Origin of the sequence: Bradyrhizobium sp. CB3481 (genome assembly GCF_029714305.1) — a bacterium.
Classification (GTDB): domain Bacteria; phylum Pseudomonadota; class Alphaproteobacteria; order Rhizobiales; family Xanthobacteraceae; genus Bradyrhizobium.
Genome location: NZ_CP121647.1, coordinates 3,624,327 through 3,639,391, shown reverse-complemented (window position 1 = coordinate 3,639,391; position 15,065 = coordinate 3,624,327). Strand labels below are relative to the sequence as shown.

Annotated in this window: 17 protein-coding genes; 5 read left to right on the top strand and 12 right to left on the bottom strand. The window is 65.1% G+C overall.

Annotated features, from left to right (window positions below; translation table 11 throughout):
- Positions 1 to 52: 52 nt before the first annotated feature.
- From QA643_RS17600 to QA643_RS17585, 4 genes are all read right to left on the bottom strand, one after another.
- Positions 53 to 778: a DnaJ domain-containing protein gene (locus QA643_RS17600; protein WP_283034347.1), complete on the bottom strand. Its 726-nt coding sequence runs from the start codon at positions 776 to 778 to the stop codon at positions 53 to 55.
- A gap of 67 nt (positions 779 to 845) precedes the next feature.
- The gene (locus QA643_RS17595; RefSeq protein ID WP_283034346.1) at positions 846 to 1,604 is read right to left on the bottom strand and encodes a VWA domain-containing protein; all 759 of its coding nucleotides are present in this window, start codon (positions 1,602 to 1,604) and stop codon (positions 846 to 848) included.
- A 97-nt stretch (positions 1,605 to 1,701) separates the two neighbouring features.
- On the bottom strand, positions 1,702 to 2,601 hold the full coding sequence (locus QA643_RS17590) for an alpha/beta fold hydrolase (protein WP_283034345.1): 900 nt from the start codon (positions 2,599 to 2,601) through the stop codon (positions 1,702 to 1,704).
- 293 nt (positions 2,602 to 2,894) lie between these two features.
- Positions 2,895 to 3,668, bottom strand: coding sequence for a helix-turn-helix transcriptional regulator (locus QA643_RS17585; RefSeq protein ID WP_283034839.1), 774 nt, complete (start codon positions 3,666 to 3,668; stop codon positions 2,895 to 2,897).
- A gap of 117 nt (positions 3,669 to 3,785) precedes the next feature.
- Here QA643_RS17585 and QA643_RS17580 point away from each other — a divergent pair, with 117 nt between their 5' ends.
- Positions 3,786 to 4,856 (top strand): zinc-binding alcohol dehydrogenase family protein, encoded by a 1,071-nt coding sequence (locus tag QA643_RS17580; RefSeq protein ID WP_283034344.1) that lies wholly within the window; start codon positions 3,786 to 3,788, stop codon positions 4,854 to 4,856.
- A 13-nt stretch (positions 4,857 to 4,869) separates the two neighbouring features.
- Here the strand turns inward: QA643_RS17580 and QA643_RS17575 are convergent, their stop codons facing one another.
- Complete coding sequence (locus QA643_RS17575) at positions 4,870 to 5,805, bottom strand: division plane positioning ATPase MipZ (RefSeq protein WP_283034343.1); 936 nt, start codon at positions 5,803 to 5,805, stop codon at positions 4,870 to 4,872.
- A 313-nt stretch (positions 5,806 to 6,118) separates the two neighbouring features.
- Between QA643_RS17575 and panC the strand changes: the two genes are divergently transcribed.
- Positions 6,119 to 6,970, top strand: a complete 852-nt coding sequence (gene panC / locus QA643_RS17570; protein WP_283034342.1) for a pantoate--beta-alanine ligase — start codon at positions 6,119 to 6,121, stop codon at positions 6,968 to 6,970.
- A gap of 80 nt (positions 6,971 to 7,050) precedes the next feature.
- Positions 7,051 to 7,809 (top strand): hypothetical protein, encoded by a 759-nt coding sequence (locus tag QA643_RS17565; RefSeq protein ID WP_283034341.1) that lies wholly within the window; start codon positions 7,051 to 7,053, stop codon positions 7,807 to 7,809.
- Between the two features lie 3 nt (positions 7,810 to 7,812).
- Here QA643_RS17565 and QA643_RS17560 read toward each other — a convergent pair whose 3' ends face one another.
- The 4 genes from QA643_RS17560 to QA643_RS17545 form a co-directional block, all read right to left on the bottom strand.
- Positions 7,813 to 8,253: a DUF1489 domain-containing protein gene (locus QA643_RS17560; protein WP_283034340.1), complete on the bottom strand. Its 441-nt coding sequence runs from the start codon at positions 8,251 to 8,253 to the stop codon at positions 7,813 to 7,815.
- A gap of 56 nt (positions 8,254 to 8,309) precedes the next feature.
- Entirely contained in the window at positions 8,310 to 9,281 is a 972-nt protein-coding gene (locus QA643_RS17555) for a hypothetical protein (protein WP_283034339.1), read from the bottom strand.
- Positions 9,282 to 9,432: 151 nt separating this feature from the next.
- Positions 9,433 to 9,636 (bottom strand): hypothetical protein, encoded by a 204-nt coding sequence (locus QA643_RS17550; protein WP_171712330.1) that lies wholly within the window; start codon positions 9,634 to 9,636, stop codon positions 9,433 to 9,435.
- 300 nt (positions 9,637 to 9,936) lie between these two features.
- On the bottom strand, positions 9,937 to 10,593 hold the full coding sequence (locus QA643_RS17545; RefSeq protein WP_283034338.1) for a glutathione S-transferase family protein: 657 nt from the start codon (positions 10,591 to 10,593) through the stop codon (positions 9,937 to 9,939).
- A 105-nt stretch (positions 10,594 to 10,698) separates the two neighbouring features.
- Here QA643_RS17545 and QA643_RS17540 point away from each other — a divergent pair, with 105 nt between their 5' ends.
- Positions 10,699 to 11,376, top strand: a complete 678-nt coding sequence (locus QA643_RS17540; protein WP_283034337.1) for a DUF599 domain-containing protein — start codon at positions 10,699 to 10,701, stop codon at positions 11,374 to 11,376.
- A 657-nt stretch (positions 11,377 to 12,033) separates the two neighbouring features.
- Entirely contained in the window at positions 12,034 to 12,846 is an 813-nt protein-coding gene (locus tag QA643_RS17535) for a phytanoyl-CoA dioxygenase family protein (RefSeq protein ID WP_283034336.1), read from the top strand.
- 48 nt (positions 12,847 to 12,894) lie between these two features.
- Here QA643_RS17535 and QA643_RS17530 read toward each other — a convergent pair whose 3' ends face one another.
- The 3 genes from QA643_RS17530 to QA643_RS17520 form a co-directional block, all read right to left on the bottom strand.
- Positions 12,895 to 13,731 carry a hypothetical protein gene (locus QA643_RS17530; protein WP_283034335.1) on the bottom strand — a complete coding sequence of 279 codons (837 nt, stop codon included), beginning with the start codon at positions 13,729 to 13,731 and terminating at the stop codon, positions 12,895 to 12,897.
- 66 nt (positions 13,732 to 13,797) lie between these two features.
- Positions 13,798 to 14,616, bottom strand: coding sequence for an aldo/keto reductase (locus QA643_RS17525; protein ID WP_283034334.1), 819 nt, complete (start codon positions 14,614 to 14,616; stop codon positions 13,798 to 13,800).
- Between the two features lie 111 nt (positions 14,617 to 14,727).
- Positions 14,728 to 15,057 (bottom strand): helix-turn-helix domain-containing protein, encoded by a 330-nt coding sequence (locus QA643_RS17520; protein WP_283034838.1) that lies wholly within the window; start codon positions 15,055 to 15,057, stop codon positions 14,728 to 14,730.
- Positions 15,058 to 15,065 lie beyond the last annotated feature (8 nt).

Below are 15,065 nucleotides of genomic sequence, written 5' to 3'. Positions count from 1 at the left end.
AGAACAGCAGCAACTCGCGGTTTGTAGCGTCGGTGGCGTGAGCCGGAGTTAGCTAGAGATGCGTGCGAAGAAGGGTATCCTTGGCCTCGTTTACGCGGGCAGCGAGATACGTCGAGCCCCCCTGGTCGGGATGCAGTTTCTTCATCAGGGTGCGGTGCGCCCGGGTGATGTCGTCGCGCCCCGCGCCCGGCTGCAGGCCAAGGATCTGATAGGCCTCCTCATTCGTCATTTTTCCGCTCGCCGCCGTACGGCGCTGCCCCCCTGCCGTGTCGCCTTGCGCGTTCTGACGCCAAGCGGGAAACCGGCGGTCAAGATAGCTTTCAAGTAAGGCGACGCTCTCGGCATCGAAGGCGGCGGCCATCGCGAGCAATTGCGACAGGTCGAATTCGTCGAGCGAGTGGCCTGCGTTCGGCCCATCGACGATCCGCCCGGACAATTCGCCACTGTCGTGATCGAGCATCATCTCCAGAAACTGCGAGCGAACGCGCGAGGCTTGCCCTGACGAGCGCTGCGCGCCGCCGCCAAAAATCCCGCCGATATTGCCGAAGCTGCCCGGGCCGAACGGTGACCAGCCGAGCAGGCCGGCGCCGAAAATGCCGAGGGGGATGGCAACGGCAAGCTCGCCGCGCAAGCCGGTATAGGCCGCAACGGCCAGCGACAGCACGCCGCCCACGATCTTGATGGCGCGCGCGAGCACGACCGGATTGGCCGCGCGAAACATCTGCAGCAGCAAATACAGAACGACTACGGCGACGACGCCGGCAACCAGGGTTGGCATGATGCCAATATAGCCTTGCTGGCGCCGAAAAGCATGGTGCCCCGCACCGCGGCAACCAAAGTCGTAATCACTTCATCTGGCCGATCAGCGCGGCCGCTCCGCCGGTCGTTTTCGCCAGACGCAGCAGCGCCTCGCGCCCACCGGCGGCATAGGCAGCGGCGGCGCGCAAGAGCTCACGCAGCTGCGCCGCGGCGCCGGGATCGAACCTGCACCACGCGCCGCCGGTGAGCCGTGCGATCTCGCGGAACGCCTGCTCGGCGATGGGATCATGGCCCTCCTGAAACATGAAGACGGGGACCTTGAGCAGGCCGAGCTCACCGGCCTTGGCACAGAGATCGTCGACCGATTCCTCCATGGCGTCGCCGACAAACACCACGGCGCGCACGCCTGACGCCACCGCTTCACGGCGCGCCTCCGACAGCACCTTGCCGATCTGGGTGTTGCCGCCCTGACAGTCGATCCTGCCCATCAACCTCGCCAGCTGCGCCGAGTCGGAGATCCATCCCGTCGCGCGACATTCATTGAAGCCGCGGTAATAGACCAGGCGGATGTCGAGGCTGCCGAGCGACGCCGCCTCGCGAAACATGTCGGCCTGCAGCGCGCAGGCCATGTCCCAGGTCGGCTGCCGGCTCATGGTGGCGTCAAGTGCGAACACCAGCCGCCCCCGCCCGCCCGCCGCATGCGGCGACATCGCGCGCGCCTTCGCCACGAAGGCGGCGATATCCTCCGATGTCGACGGCTTGGCCTCAGGCAACGAACCGTCTTGACGTGCTTTTGTCGAGGCGACGTCGCCTGCTGATTTCGGTTTGGTGGGCTCGCCAGCCATAAGTGCTCGCAGGGTAGCAGCAAGCCTTATGTGGGACGGCTGGAGGTGCCGGTCAATGCGCCGTCGTGCGGCGCAGCGGCGATTGCGCGACGGCAGCCTAGTTCGTGACCGGCTTGTTCTTCGGCTGCGGATTGCTGGCCAGCGGGGTCGAAAGCGGCACGGGGCCAGGGCTGCTGCTCAGCACGTCCGGCACCTTGGTCGGCACCGGCTTCAACGCGCCGCTCTTGTCGGACTCGTCCAGGAACTTGTCGAGCATCGACTGGATCGAAGACTTGGCCGCCTCCGGGCCGGTGTCGCGCATGTCGTTGTGCTGGAAGCCTGTGTTCACGACAGTGATGCCGGCCTGCTCGCACTGCTCGTCGTCGGGCACGACGCCGGGGTCCGCCTTGAAATGCGTATCCTTGGACCGGAACGACAGGATCTTGAACTTGCCGTCGGTCAGGAACGGCACGCGCAGATTGTCGAGCGTCACGACCTTCTTGATCTCGTCGGGAAACTCCTTGGCGAAATACATCGAGATGTCGCCGCCCATCGAATGGCCGACCATCGTCACCTTTTCATAGTCGGCATTGGGCTGGATCTTCTTCATTTCGTAAATGGCGAAATGGATGTTGGCGACGCCGCGCTGAATCTGCGGCAGGCGGCCGACATAGGGCTCACCGATCTTGGTCACCATCGGCGGATCGGTCGGCAGATCGTGCTGTGGGCTGATGGTGAGATAGCCGCGCGCGGCGAAGATGTTCGCGAGGAAGGAATACTCGGTGTTCTTGACGGTGTTGCCATGGTTGAGGATCGCAACCGGCAGCTTGATCAGGCCGGCATTGGCCTGCATCTCCTTGTCGCGGCGAACCGCGATCTGCACGGCGACAAGGCGGTTGTCGCGGCCTGGATCGTGGAAGGCGATCGTCTCGTGACGGATCGCCCACTTGCTCGCGGTGAAATACGCGACGGCGACCAGCACCGAGAGTGAAAGCAGAACCAGAATTCCACGTTTCATTGTCGTCCTCGAGCCCTGCGAGGGGCCATCCCTGTTTGAGACTCTTTCGGTCCCTTGTTGATGATATATGTCACGATGGCGTGACATAAAGGCCAAATGTTGTGTGTTGACCGCCTGATCATTGTGCGGCGCACCCAGATATTGGGCACCGCTCAATCCCCACAAATTGACCCCGTTTTTACTTACGACGCCTCCTCTCAAGCTTTGGTTCGACCGCTGGATAAAAGTCTAATGAAAACGGGATGCTGCCCTCCCGGTTCCCAAAAAACCCGCAAGGTGGAACAATACCGGCGCTACACCGCCGTGTAGATGACCAGCTTCAGCGCTGGGTCGTCATTGGCCTGAAAGCTCACATACTCCAGCTTGAGCCGGCCCTTTTTGGGATGGATCAAGGACTTCCGGCCGGCCGCAACTCCACTGACGTCATGGGCCTCCCACCAACCTGCAAATTCGGGACAGCCTTCCTGAAGCCGCGCCAACAGATCGCGGAAGGCGGGATCGCCGGCCCAGAGGTCGTGTGTCGCCCGGAACTGCGCGACCATGCGCCTCGCCTCATCCGCCCATGATGCGCCGAACAGGCGCCGCGTTGCCGGATTGGTCAGCACCGAGAGCAGGCTGTTGCGATCGGCATCCGCAAGGCGGCTGAAGGCAAAGATCGCGTCGGCGGGCGTATTCCAGGCGAGCACATCCCAGCGCCGGCCAGTGACGTAGGCCGGCAAATTGAGCTGCTCGACCGTGCGCAGGATGGCGGCGGGAACGCTCTCGCGGGCGAACGCACGCCGATCGGCATTTTGCGTCAGCTCCTTCAGATGCCGGTGTTCGGCCTTGGTCAACCGCAGCGCGCGCGCCAGCGCGTCGATCGTCGCAGCCGAAGGACTGACGGAACGTCCCTGCTCGAGACGGATGTACCAGTCGACGCCGATGCCGGCGAGTTCAGCCACCTCCTCCCGCCGCAGCCCTGGCGTGCGTCGCCGCCGGCCAACCGGCAAGCCGACCGTCTTCGGCGTCAGCTTCTGCCGCCGCGACCGCAGGAAGTCGCCGAGTTCGCTCTGCCTCGAATTGGCCATCGATGCCGCCATGCGCGGGGTCCTGAGAAAGGGTCTAACAGTCCTAGGATAATACCAGGTCTTGTTGGACCCGCGAAGCTTGCCGACAATGCGGCTTCACCGAAACGAGGAGAGGCCATGAAGGCTGCCGTTCTGAATGCGCTCGGATCGCCGCTTGCGATCGAAACCGTGCCCGCCCCGAAGCTCGGCACCGGCGAGGTCATTGTCGATGTGATGGCGAGCCGCGTGCTGGCCTACGCCGGCGAGGTGCTCAGCGGCGAGCGGAAATACCTGATGGAACTGCCCATGGTGCCCGGCCCCGGCGCGATCGGCCGCGTCAGCGCCACCGGCCCCGATGCGACCCGGCTCAGTCCGGGCGACTGGGTCTATTGCGATCCGACGGTGCGCTCGCGCGACAATGCGCTGTCGCCCGACATCGCGCTGCAGGGCCTCACCGTCGGCAGCGAGAGCGGCCTGCGCTTGCAACGATACTTTCACGACGGCGCCTGGGCCGAGCAGATGCGCGTGCCGACCGAGAACGCGGTTCCGATCGGGACCATCGCGGATAAGGACGCGGCCCGATGGTGCGCGCTCGGCACCCTGCTCGTTCCCTATGGCGGATTCCTGGCCGCGGAGCTGCGCGCCGGAGAGATCGTGCTGGTCAACGGCGCCACCGGCAGTTTTGGCAGCGCGGCGGTCGCGGTCGCCTTGGCCATGGGAGCGAGCTGCGTGGTCGCAACCGGACGCAACGAGCAGGCGCTGGCCGCGCTGACCCGGCGGTTCGGCGGCCGCGTCCGGACCGTGCCGATGCGCGGCGACGAGGCGGACGATCGTGCGCGCATTCTGCAGGCGGCGCCCGGCCCGATCGACTGTGTGCTCGACATCCTCCCGCCCGCGGCCAACGCGGTGCAGGTGCGGACGGCGGTCATGGCGGTGCGGCCGTACGGACGGGTGGTGCTGATGGGTGGCGTCGGCAGCGGTTTCGACCTGCCGTATTCATGGATGATGCGGAACTGCATCACCGTGCACGGGCAATGGATGTACCCGCCGCATGCCGCGGTGCTGATGACCGGCCTGATCCGCGCCGGCCTGATCGACCTCGGCCAGTTCGAGGTCACCGCATTTGCGCTCGAGCGCGCCAACGAGGCGGTCGCGCATGCCGCAGCACACGCCGGTCCGTTCAAGATGACGGTGATCCAGCCGCGGTAGGCCGGCAAGCCGGTCAGGCGCTGATGATGTCGCCGATCACGTCGTCGACTTCGAGCGGCTTGTCGACCTGGGTGAACCATTCGGCCCGGTTGGCGGCCCGGCGGCGGCCGCGCTCGTCGAGCGGCAGCTTGAGCTGGCGCAACAGGCTGGTCACCTCCTCGCGCGCCGTCACATGGCCCATGCTCGGCCGCGTGCCGAGGGTCGCCTCGTCGATATCGTCCAGCGCCGTCAGGCCGCGCGGGAAGAATTCGCGGTAGACGACCCGCTCGGCAAAGCCGTCGATCGAACGGAAGCCGAGCCGCAGCGACAGGTCCTTCAGGCTGTCGGCGACCAGCTGCTTGTTCCGCGAGCCGATCATCGACAGGCGGTTACGGACCACGATCCAGTCGGTGGTGGCGCCGTCGAGCTGGCGGCGCTTGCGCCTGACATCGCGGACCATCTCCGCATAGTGACTCTCCCCGGTCACGGTATAGGTCGCGGGGTCGACGGTGCCGAGCACGTCGAAATCGAGGAAGCTGTCGTTGATCGGGGTCACCAGCGTGTCGGCCATCGAATGCGCCAGCCGCATTAGATAGGAGTCCGATCCCGGGGTATCGATGACGATGAAATCGAAGGCGCGCTCGACCGCGCCGACCGCCTCGGCGAATTGCTGGAACTCGGAATTCTCGTTGTCGGCGATCTGCATCGTCTCGCCGAGCTTGATGCAGTAGTGCACCGGGATTTCGAGGTCGAGGCCGGTGCGGCGGGCCCACGCGTTCCGGTTGGCGATGTAGCGGGTGAAACTCTTCTGGCGGCAGTCGAGATCGATGGTGGCGACGCGCTGTCCGGCCTTCATCAGGGCAACAGCGATATGCAGGGCGGTGGTGGATTTTCCCGAACCACCCTTTTCATTGCCGAGCACGACGACATGCGCCGAACCCGATTGACCCTGACTCGCTTGCAGCAACATGACTCAACCCCCGCACGATATCTTCAAATCACGCGCGACTGCCCGTCAAGTGAAATGCGTGGCGACGCATTCAATTCGCGCGTGGTGTGTCTTAATCATGAATCCCGATGGTGCGGTTTTCGTTCCGTCGCAGTGACCGGCCACCAACAGCGGTTGGGACGTGTGCCTATCTTGGCGCTCTGCCGCCTCAGGCTTGCCATCTCAGCGCAACCTTGGCGGCAATGCGCCGGCCTTATAAGGTCGGCGCACCCGCCGAACCGATCGGGGCCCCCGCCCCCTCACCCCGTCACACGCTGCGAGAGATCCAAGCCAGATGTCGCGAAGTCCTATGGTCGTCCGTACCGTTCCCGCATTGCGCCGTGCCGTCGAGGCCTTGCGCGCCCGAAAGGCCGCCGTCGCACTGGTGCCGACCATGGGTGCGCTCCATGACGGGCATGTGTCGCTGGTGCGGCTCGCCAAGCAGCGCGCGCAGAAAGTCGTCGTCTCGATCTTCATCAACCCGACGCAGTTCGCGCCCACGGAGGATTTCGGCTCATACCCACGCACCTGGAAGGCCGACCTCGCCCGGCTCACGGAGGAGAAAACCGACCTGATCTGGAATCCGGACGTCAAGGCGATGTACCCGGACGGCTTCGCCACCCGGATCGTGCCGGAAGGTCCGGCCACCGTCGGGCTGGAGGATCGTTTCCGGCCGCATTTCTTCGGCGGCGTCGCCACCGTGGTCGGCAAGCTGTTCACGCAGGTCCGGCCGGACGTTGCGATCTTCGGCGAGAAGGACTTTCAGCAATTGCGGGTCGTGACCCAGATGGCCGGCGACCTCGACCTCGGCGTGAAGGTGATCGGCTCGCGCACCGTGCGCGAGCGCGACGGGCTCGCGATGTCCTCGCGCAACGTCTACCTGTCGGCCGAGGAGCGGCAGGTTGCGCCGACGCTCTACCGGACCATGAAGGAAACCGCCAAACGGCTGAAGGCTGGCGGCGACTTCGAGGCCGCGATGGCCGCCGGCCGCGAAGAGATCACCGCCGCCGGTTTCGCGCTGGACTATTTCGAAGCCCGCCACGCGGCGACGCTGGCCCCGATCGCGTCGATGAAGGACGGGCCGGTGCGGCTCCTCGTTGCGGCGAAACTCGGCGCCACCCGCCTGATCGATAACATCGGCGTGTAAGCCGCCGGGGCTGCTTGCGCGCTGCCGTCGCGGGATCGAAAATCCCGTCACAAAGGACTTACCGGCTGCAGGAGCGCCCCATGTCGCTACGCGCTGCGATCCTCGGAAGCCTGATCGGCCTGCTCGCGGCCGGTGCCGCGCAGGCCCAGGACCCGCGACGGCCGGCGGTCGGCGGCATCGGTTCGCCGGTCGATGCCATGATCTTTTATGTCGCGCACGGTGCAGATGGCGCCTGTGGCAAAGGCTGCTCCGAATGGATCGCCGCCGAAGGCACCGTGCAATGGGACACCCACAAGCGGCTGATCGCGATCCTCGACCGCCAGGCCGGGCGCAAGCTTCCTGTGATCATCCACGCCTGGGGCGATTCCAACCTCAACGTCGCGGCAAGTCTCGGGCGCATCCTGCGCGACCACGGCATCGACACGACAGCGGGCACGACCGACGTCGTGGCCTGCAACGGGAAGAGCGAAGCCGAGTGCTTCGCGCTCAAGCGCTCGGGCGGGCCGCTTGAGGCCAAGGTGACGCTGACGGGCACGCGCTGCGATCTGGCCTGCGTGCTGACGCTGGCCGGCGGCGTACATCGCACCCTGCCCGCCGGCACGAGGATGATCCTGGGCAGCATGTCGATTCATAATCGCTTGGCGCCCAACGTCTCCGAGGAGCGGCGCCAGGGCCTGACCGCGCTGTTCGGCGATCAGTTCCGCCGCTACCTCAAGGAGATGGGGGTCGAGCCGGAACTGCTCGACATCGTCGACCGTATTTCGGAGACGAACCGGGCGACCGAAATGCCGCCGTCCGAATGGCTTCGGCTGCACATCGTCACATCGACGGCGCTGTAAGCGCTAAAGCAGACCGAGATCGCGCAGTTCGCGCCGCATCGGCTCCGGCATCGCCGCCACGCTGGCAGCGGAGGATTTGGTGAGGTCCGGCGGCGCGGCATCCGCCGTCAGATAGCGCCAGCCCTGGAACGGGCGCATCGGCCGCGGCGAGACGGCGAACACCTTGGGCTGCATCACCAGGCGGCAGCGTCCGATGCCGTCCTTGTCGCGGAACGGCTCGATCGCGACGATCTTTTCACGCGCGGCGATCTCGCCCTTGATCACCCAGTAGAGCGAACCGCCGGCAAGGATTTCCGCGTCGCGCTTCGGGGTCATCCGGGTGACATGAACGTGACGGATCGGCAGGCCCTTTTTCTTGGCGGTTGCCATGCGGTCGGCGACCCAGCCTTTGAGTTCCTTGACCGACTCGCAGCCGACGGCAAGCTTGATGAGATGAAGCGGCATGATCATGCCGATTTAGCGGGCGGTGCGCGCTTTGAAAAGATCACTCCCTGTGGAGATCACTGCTCGTTTTCAGACGCGGCCTGCCCCGACGGTGCGAGTTGCACCGGTGCAGCGGAAGGCCGCTTCGGCGCCGGCGGCGGTTTCTTGGCGGCTGCGGCCGTGGGTGATGGTGCGGGCGCCGGCGGCGTTGCCGCCGTGGCCGAACGCGGCGGGGGCGGCGACGCCGGCGCAGCGGCTGCCGCGGGCGACGGCTTTGCCGGCGGCTCAGGCGTCATGATGCTGACCGGCGGGGTGGAGGCCGAGGTCGGGAATTCGGCGTTGGTCGGCTTACCCGTGGGCGCGGACGGCGGCAGCGCGGCAACCAGGCCGGCTCCGTTCTGGCCCGGCGCGTTCCAGGAGGACGCATAACGCATGATCAGGCTTTCGTAGACGCGATCTTCCATATTGGCGGCGATCTGCCGCGTCTCGGTCAGCGAGCGAAACGCACGGCAGGACGTCGGCGTGCAGCGGTCGCGCGCCATCAGCACATAGGCCATCAACCCATATCGATCGCGCTCGACGGCGCGGCGCAGCGCCACCAGATCGGAGCCGCCCCCCTTGTTCGCGGTGGCGACATCACCCAGCGAAGTCAGCAGCGTGATCTGAGAGGCCGCGTAAGCCACGGCCGCGGCGACCGACTCGGCCGAACCGAACAGCACCTTCTCGCACGCGGCCAGCACGGCATCGCCGGCGAGTTCATCGATGCATGAAAGCTGCGGCAACGGAGCGGTCGCCGTCTGGACCGGACGCACCTCGGCCTGCTGCGGCACGGGCGCCGCGCCGAGGCCGCGGAAGGTCATCGCGCTCGCGACCCCAACTGCAAGCAGCGTGACAAGCGCCAGCACACCGTTGGCCGCGGACCTCTCCGAGCGCAACAGGGTGATCAGAACGACGATCCCGACAAATCCGGCCGTGGCCAGCGTCAGGTACAATGGAAGGTTCGACGAGCGCCAGATCTGATCCAGCGAGACAGCCCAGTCCCAGTTCATGCGCGGTGTCCCTCAACGCAGCATCAATCGCAATCGAAACGCGAATGCGTCTTTCTCGCATTCGCTTTTCGGCAGAATGGTTCTGCGAACGGGGCCTTTTGACGGCGTTTAGAATGGAACTCCGTCAGCAGGCGGCTTGCACACAACTGATTCAGGAAATCGCGAGCTGGCTTTCCTTGGCGACCCGTTCGAAAGCTTCGGTCGAGCTTTTGATGCGATACTGGCAGTCGTCGCCATCGGTCGGCAGCAGCCGGACGACCTCATAGGTGCCGCTGGCGGCCGGACGGGCAACATTGCTGGCAGTAAAATAGACAGTCTCTCCAACGGAGTACTTATGCTTCAACGCCCTCTCCATTACGCAAGAACGCCGGCCGCGCTCACGGTCCCGCTAGCTTTCGGCCGACTTGAGAACCCTGCGGCAACCTAGCACAGCCGCCGGCCCAAAAGCCAGCAGCATCGAGACATGGCACGCAGGTAAATTCTGCATATTTTTCAGGGCAGTAAGCGGTAATTTTTGAGAGTTCCCGGGAAACCGGGCGCCCGGCCCGCCAGACGGTTTTCCCAATATCGGACACCTCGGCCGGGAATTCACCGAACGCGGCGGGCCGCCGGGCGCCGTCACCCTCCCGGCCCAGCCACAGATCCCTGCCCTAAATCAGACCGTCTCGAACCGCTCGATCACGAGCGTTTCGGCGAGACCGGCGCGGGTCCATTCCTGAAACGCCGGCAGCGACATCATCGCATCGTAGTAGTGACCCGCCTCGCCCCTCACCTCAATCGCGTAGGTGCGAAAGCGGTGCACGACCGGCGCGAACATCGCATCCGCCCCGCCGAACGCACCGAACAGGAAGGGCCCGTCCTTGCCGTAACGGCGATGGCAGTCGGCCCAGATCTCCTGCACGCGCGCCACGTTGGCGCACGCGTCGTCCGACAGATCGATCGCGCCGACAGGACGGTGCAGGTTCATGCCGCATTCGTTGCGCAGCGGCAGGAAGCCGGAATGCATTTCCGCCGAAATCGAGCGCGCATGCGCGCGGCGGGCGGGGTCATCCGGCCATAGCTTCGCCTGCGGATACTTCTCCGCGAGATACTCGATGATCGAAAGCGAATCCCACACCGTGACGTCGCCATCGATCAGGGCCGGCACCTTGCCGGAATCCGAAAAGCTCAGGATCCGGTCTTTGTCGGCCTTGTCGTTGGTGTAGAGCGGAATGAACACTTCCTCGAACGGAATTTCATTGGCGCGCAGCGCCAGCCATGGCCGCATCGACCATGACGAATAGTTCTTGTTGCCGATGACCAGTTTCAACATTTGCGGGGGAAATCCTGTTGGAACCCGCATCTTGCCATAGTGCACCGCACACGTTCAACCTGTACATCACGATGCTTGCCAAGCCATCCTCGGAGATGCCGCCACATGGCCGCTTATTGGGTCGATATCGCCGCCGTCGCGTTTTTCGTCGTCGAATGGCTGGTCTACGGCTTTACGCTCGAGCACACGGCCTACGGCCGCGACAGCCTGTCGGCGCGGATGAACGCCTATCGCGAGGTCTGGGTGCGCAACATGCTCGATCGCGAGGCGCGCATGGTCGACATGCAGATCATGGCCTCGCTGCAGAACGGTACCGCCTTCTTCGCCTCGACCAGCCTGTTCGCGATCGGCGGCGCGCTGGCGCTTTTGCGCGCGACCAACGACGCCCTCGCGGTGCTGCGCGAGCTGCCGGTCAATCTCAGCCCCTCGCCGGCGCTGTGGGAGATCAAATGCGTCGGGCTGATCCTGATCTTCATCTATGCCTTCTTCAAATTCGCCTGGTCGTATCGCCTGTTCAACTATGTCGCGATCCTGCTCGGCGCGATGCCGCCCTCGTCACAGCGCGACACCGCAGAAGCGGAGAGCCATGTGATGCGCACGACGCGCCTGTTCGAGGCGGCGGGGCGGCACTTCAACCGCGGCCAGCGCGCCTTCTTCTTCGCGCTCGGCTATCTCGGCTGGTTCGTCAGCCCCTGGGTGCTGCTGGTAACGACCGCGCTCGTCGTCATCGTTACCTGGCGGCGACAGTTCGCATCGAACGCCTGGCGGGCGATGGGCCGCTAGAGCGCTTCAAGCGAACCTGCTCGTGCAATCAGTTCGGATTCAGATAGCTGCCCCGGCCAGCAGGGAGGCGCCGCCAAGCGCGACGAGTGCAAGGCCGGGCCAATTCGATTTGAACCCAAAGCCGCCAGCCGGTCTTTCTGGTTCCAAGGTGTCGCCGGGTTGCCCGGCGCGAAGTCGCCTTCTACCGCTTAGCCGGCCACGCCAGATGGGCTGATATGCCATCTGCAACACGCCGCCGAGAACAAGGAGCACACCAAGCCATATGAATGTCATGCTCGTCTCCCGCCAATGAATGGGCCGCGAGATTGCCCCCGTTAATGGCTCGCCGCCCTGTTGATCGGTTGCCTTTCAACGTCCCGCCAGCAACGTCCTGCCAGGGCTCTCGGACCACATCATTTCGTATCATACCGCTTTGTAGGTCATGGTTCCATTTAATTGCCGCCTCCGGCCGTACATGTTATTGCCCGTCACCATGATGATGATCCGCGTCAATTTCGCTTCGGTCTTTTTCCTCAGCCGCTAACGGCTGGCCCCGCTCCGGCGGGCGAACGGATGCGCCTGCCATTTTATGCAATGGCGCGTTCAAGGACCGAAATGAGCCGCCGCTAGCCTCGCCATGCGAGGTGATACCGGCTGGCCAGGCGATATGAGGATTTCATGCCTACGACTACATCTGCACGACCGCGCGCACTCAGCGACGCGCAAATCAACCAATTTGTCCAAGACGGATTTGTCCGGCTGGACGACGCCTTCCCTCGCCGACTTGCCGACGAAGGACGCGCCGTCCTCTGGCGCGACACGGGATGCGACCCCTACGACAGCAGGACATGGACGCGACCCGTCGTGCGGCTCGGCTATTACGGACAGGAGCCGTTCCGGCAAGCCGTCAACACGCCCGTGCTCCACGCGGCCTTCGACCAGCTGGTCGGCCGCGGCCGCTGGCTTCCGCGCGGTGACCTCGGCAGTTTTCCTGTTCGCTTCCCGCACGCGGACGATCCCGGTGACACCGGTTGGCACGTCGATCTCAGCTTCCCCGGCCCATCGGATGATCCAAATGAGCGGAACGATTTCTCCTCATGGCGGGTGAACGTCACCTCGCGCGGCCGCGCGCTACTGATGCTGTTCCTGTTTTCCGACATCCGTGAAGCGGATGCACCGACGCGGATAAGGGTCGGTTCGCACCTCGATATGGCGCGGCTGCTCCGGCCTGCCGGGGAAGCCGGCATGTCGCATCTGATGCTCAAGGACGTGTCGGCCGATCATCCGGAAGCGCTGGCGACCGGCGAAGCAGGCACGGTCTATCTGTGTCATCCTTTCCTGATCCACGCCGCCCAGCCGCATCGCGGATCATCGCCGCGCTTCATGGCGCAGCCGCCGCTGCATCCCGCCGAGCCTTTTCAGCTCGAACGGAAAGACGGCGATTATTCCCCGGTCGAACTGGCGATCCGGCGCGCTCTGCACGATGGCTGAGGTACAAAGGTTCAAGGCCGCCCGGCATCCGGGCGGCTGCGATCCTCGTCAGCTGCTGAAATCCTGCGGCGTAAAGCTGAGGTCGATCACCTTCCACTCGCCGTAGCGGTCCGCCGGCAGCATCCCGTAGGGTTGGCACGCCTGCAACGCGCGGATCGCGCCCTGCATCAGTAGCGGTCCCTTCATGGAGGCGCTGGCCTCGATCAGGATCGGGTCCGCGGCGAGCCTTCCGTCCGGCGTCATCAAGACGCGCAGCTTGACCCTGACATCATCATTGCCGTCCAGCGAGGCCGGCAGTTTCGAACAGGTCTTCAGATGCCGCCGGAATTCCGCAACGACGCTGCTCGATAGATCGGCGGCCTCGGTCGCCGGACCATCGAAGGCATCGTCGCCCTTGTTGTGGGGTTGTGCTGATGTCAGCGGCATTGGCGAGAGGTCGGGCGGCAGGCCGAGCAGCACCTGATATTTGATCGAGACATCCGGCTCGGGCTGCTTGTAGGCCGGGGCCGCCGGCTGCGATGGCGGCGGAGGCGCCGGCTGGGGCGCAGGTGGCGTGGCGAGTGCCGCCTGCTTCTGCGGCCGTGCGGCTGGCGCAGGTTGTGTGACGGGTACAGGCTGTGCGGCTGGCGGTGGAGATGCCGCGGCAGGCTTGTCAGCCGACGAGAAATCAGGTGGCGACTCCGGCCTGGTCTCGGCCGCCTGTTGTTCAGGCGGGTTCGGCTGCTCGGGAACGTCCTGTGGCGTCACGATCTCGACCGGGATCTGTTCGGCGGTCACCGCGCCGAACGGATGCACCTCGGAAAACAGCACGAGCAGCGTCAGCAGCGACACATGCGCAACCGCCGACGCCGTGATGTCAGAGGATATGATCCGCCGCAGCTCCATCGGATCGCAACGATGTCCGGTAAGTCCCTAAATATCCGCCAGCATAGCGTCGGGCGGCGCACCCTCTCAATCCCATTTCGGCGCAAAGCCGAAATCGGTGAGCCGGCCGCTCGAGCTGCCCATGGCGGAAAGCTCCTGCATGTCTTCATCCGACAGCTCGAAATCGAAGATCTCGATGTTTTCGGAAAGCCGCTCGAGCCTGGACGTGCGCGGGATCGCCGCGACGTCCTGCTGTACCAGCCAGCGCAAGCCGATCTGTGCCGCCGTCTTGCGATAGCGGTCGCCGATCCGCAAAAGCGCGCGGTCGTTCTTGATACGGCCCTTGGCAAGCGGATTATAGGCGACCACCGCCATGCCGTGACGGGCGCAGGCGTCCTTCACCTTGGTCTGGTCGAGATAGGGATGGTATTCGACCTGGTCGCACACCAGAGGTTCGGAACACGCGGCAATCGCCTCCTCGATCAGGGCGACCGTGAAGTTGGACACGCCGATATGCCGCGCGAGCCCCTGCCGCTTGACCCGCGCCAGCCCGCCCAGCGTCTCGACCAGCGGCACCTGCGGGTTCGGCCAGTGCAGCAGCAGCAAATCGACCTCGGTCAAGCGCAGCCGCACCAGGCTTTCCTTGGCGGAGCGTTCCAGATCATGGGGCGCGAAATGCGACGGCCAGACCTTGGTGGTGATGAAGACCTGGTCGCGCTTGACGCCGGCGGCGCGCAGGCCCTCGCCGACCTCGCGCTCGTTGTCGTACATCTGGGCGGTGTCGATGTGGCGATAGCCGAGCCGCAGCGCCTGCTCGACGATCCGCGCGCAGGTGCGGCCGCGCAGCTCCCAAGTGCCCAGCCCAATCGCCGGAATCTTTGCGCCATTGGCTTCGACAAACAGCATCGGTTGCATCCGCGAAATCAGCCCCATTATGGGCTGCGGAAACAGCCGTGCCAACAGCTACCGCGGTGCGCGAGCGCATGCCACGCATCGATCTCTGGTAGACCAGAATGACTAGGCGGGCGCTTGTTCCGGTGCGAGCGCAGCGAAGACGGTCTCCGGCGAATGGGCGATCACCGCGAGGAGCGCCCGCGCCGGTCCGCGGGGCACGCGCTTGCCCTGCTCCCAGTTCCGGATCGTTTCCACGGGCACGCCAAGCCTTGCCGCGAATTCGAGCTGCGTCAGTTGGGCACGGCGGCGCAGATCGCGCACCGCCGGCAGCGGCGCAGTTTCGCAGGGGGCCGGAGCCGCGGTCGTCTCGACAAGCGCCGGCGCGAGCGGGAACTCCTGCCCGTCCCGCAGTTCGACGATCCGTCCGTCCGCTTTCAGTCGCAAGCGCTGCATGTTGACCC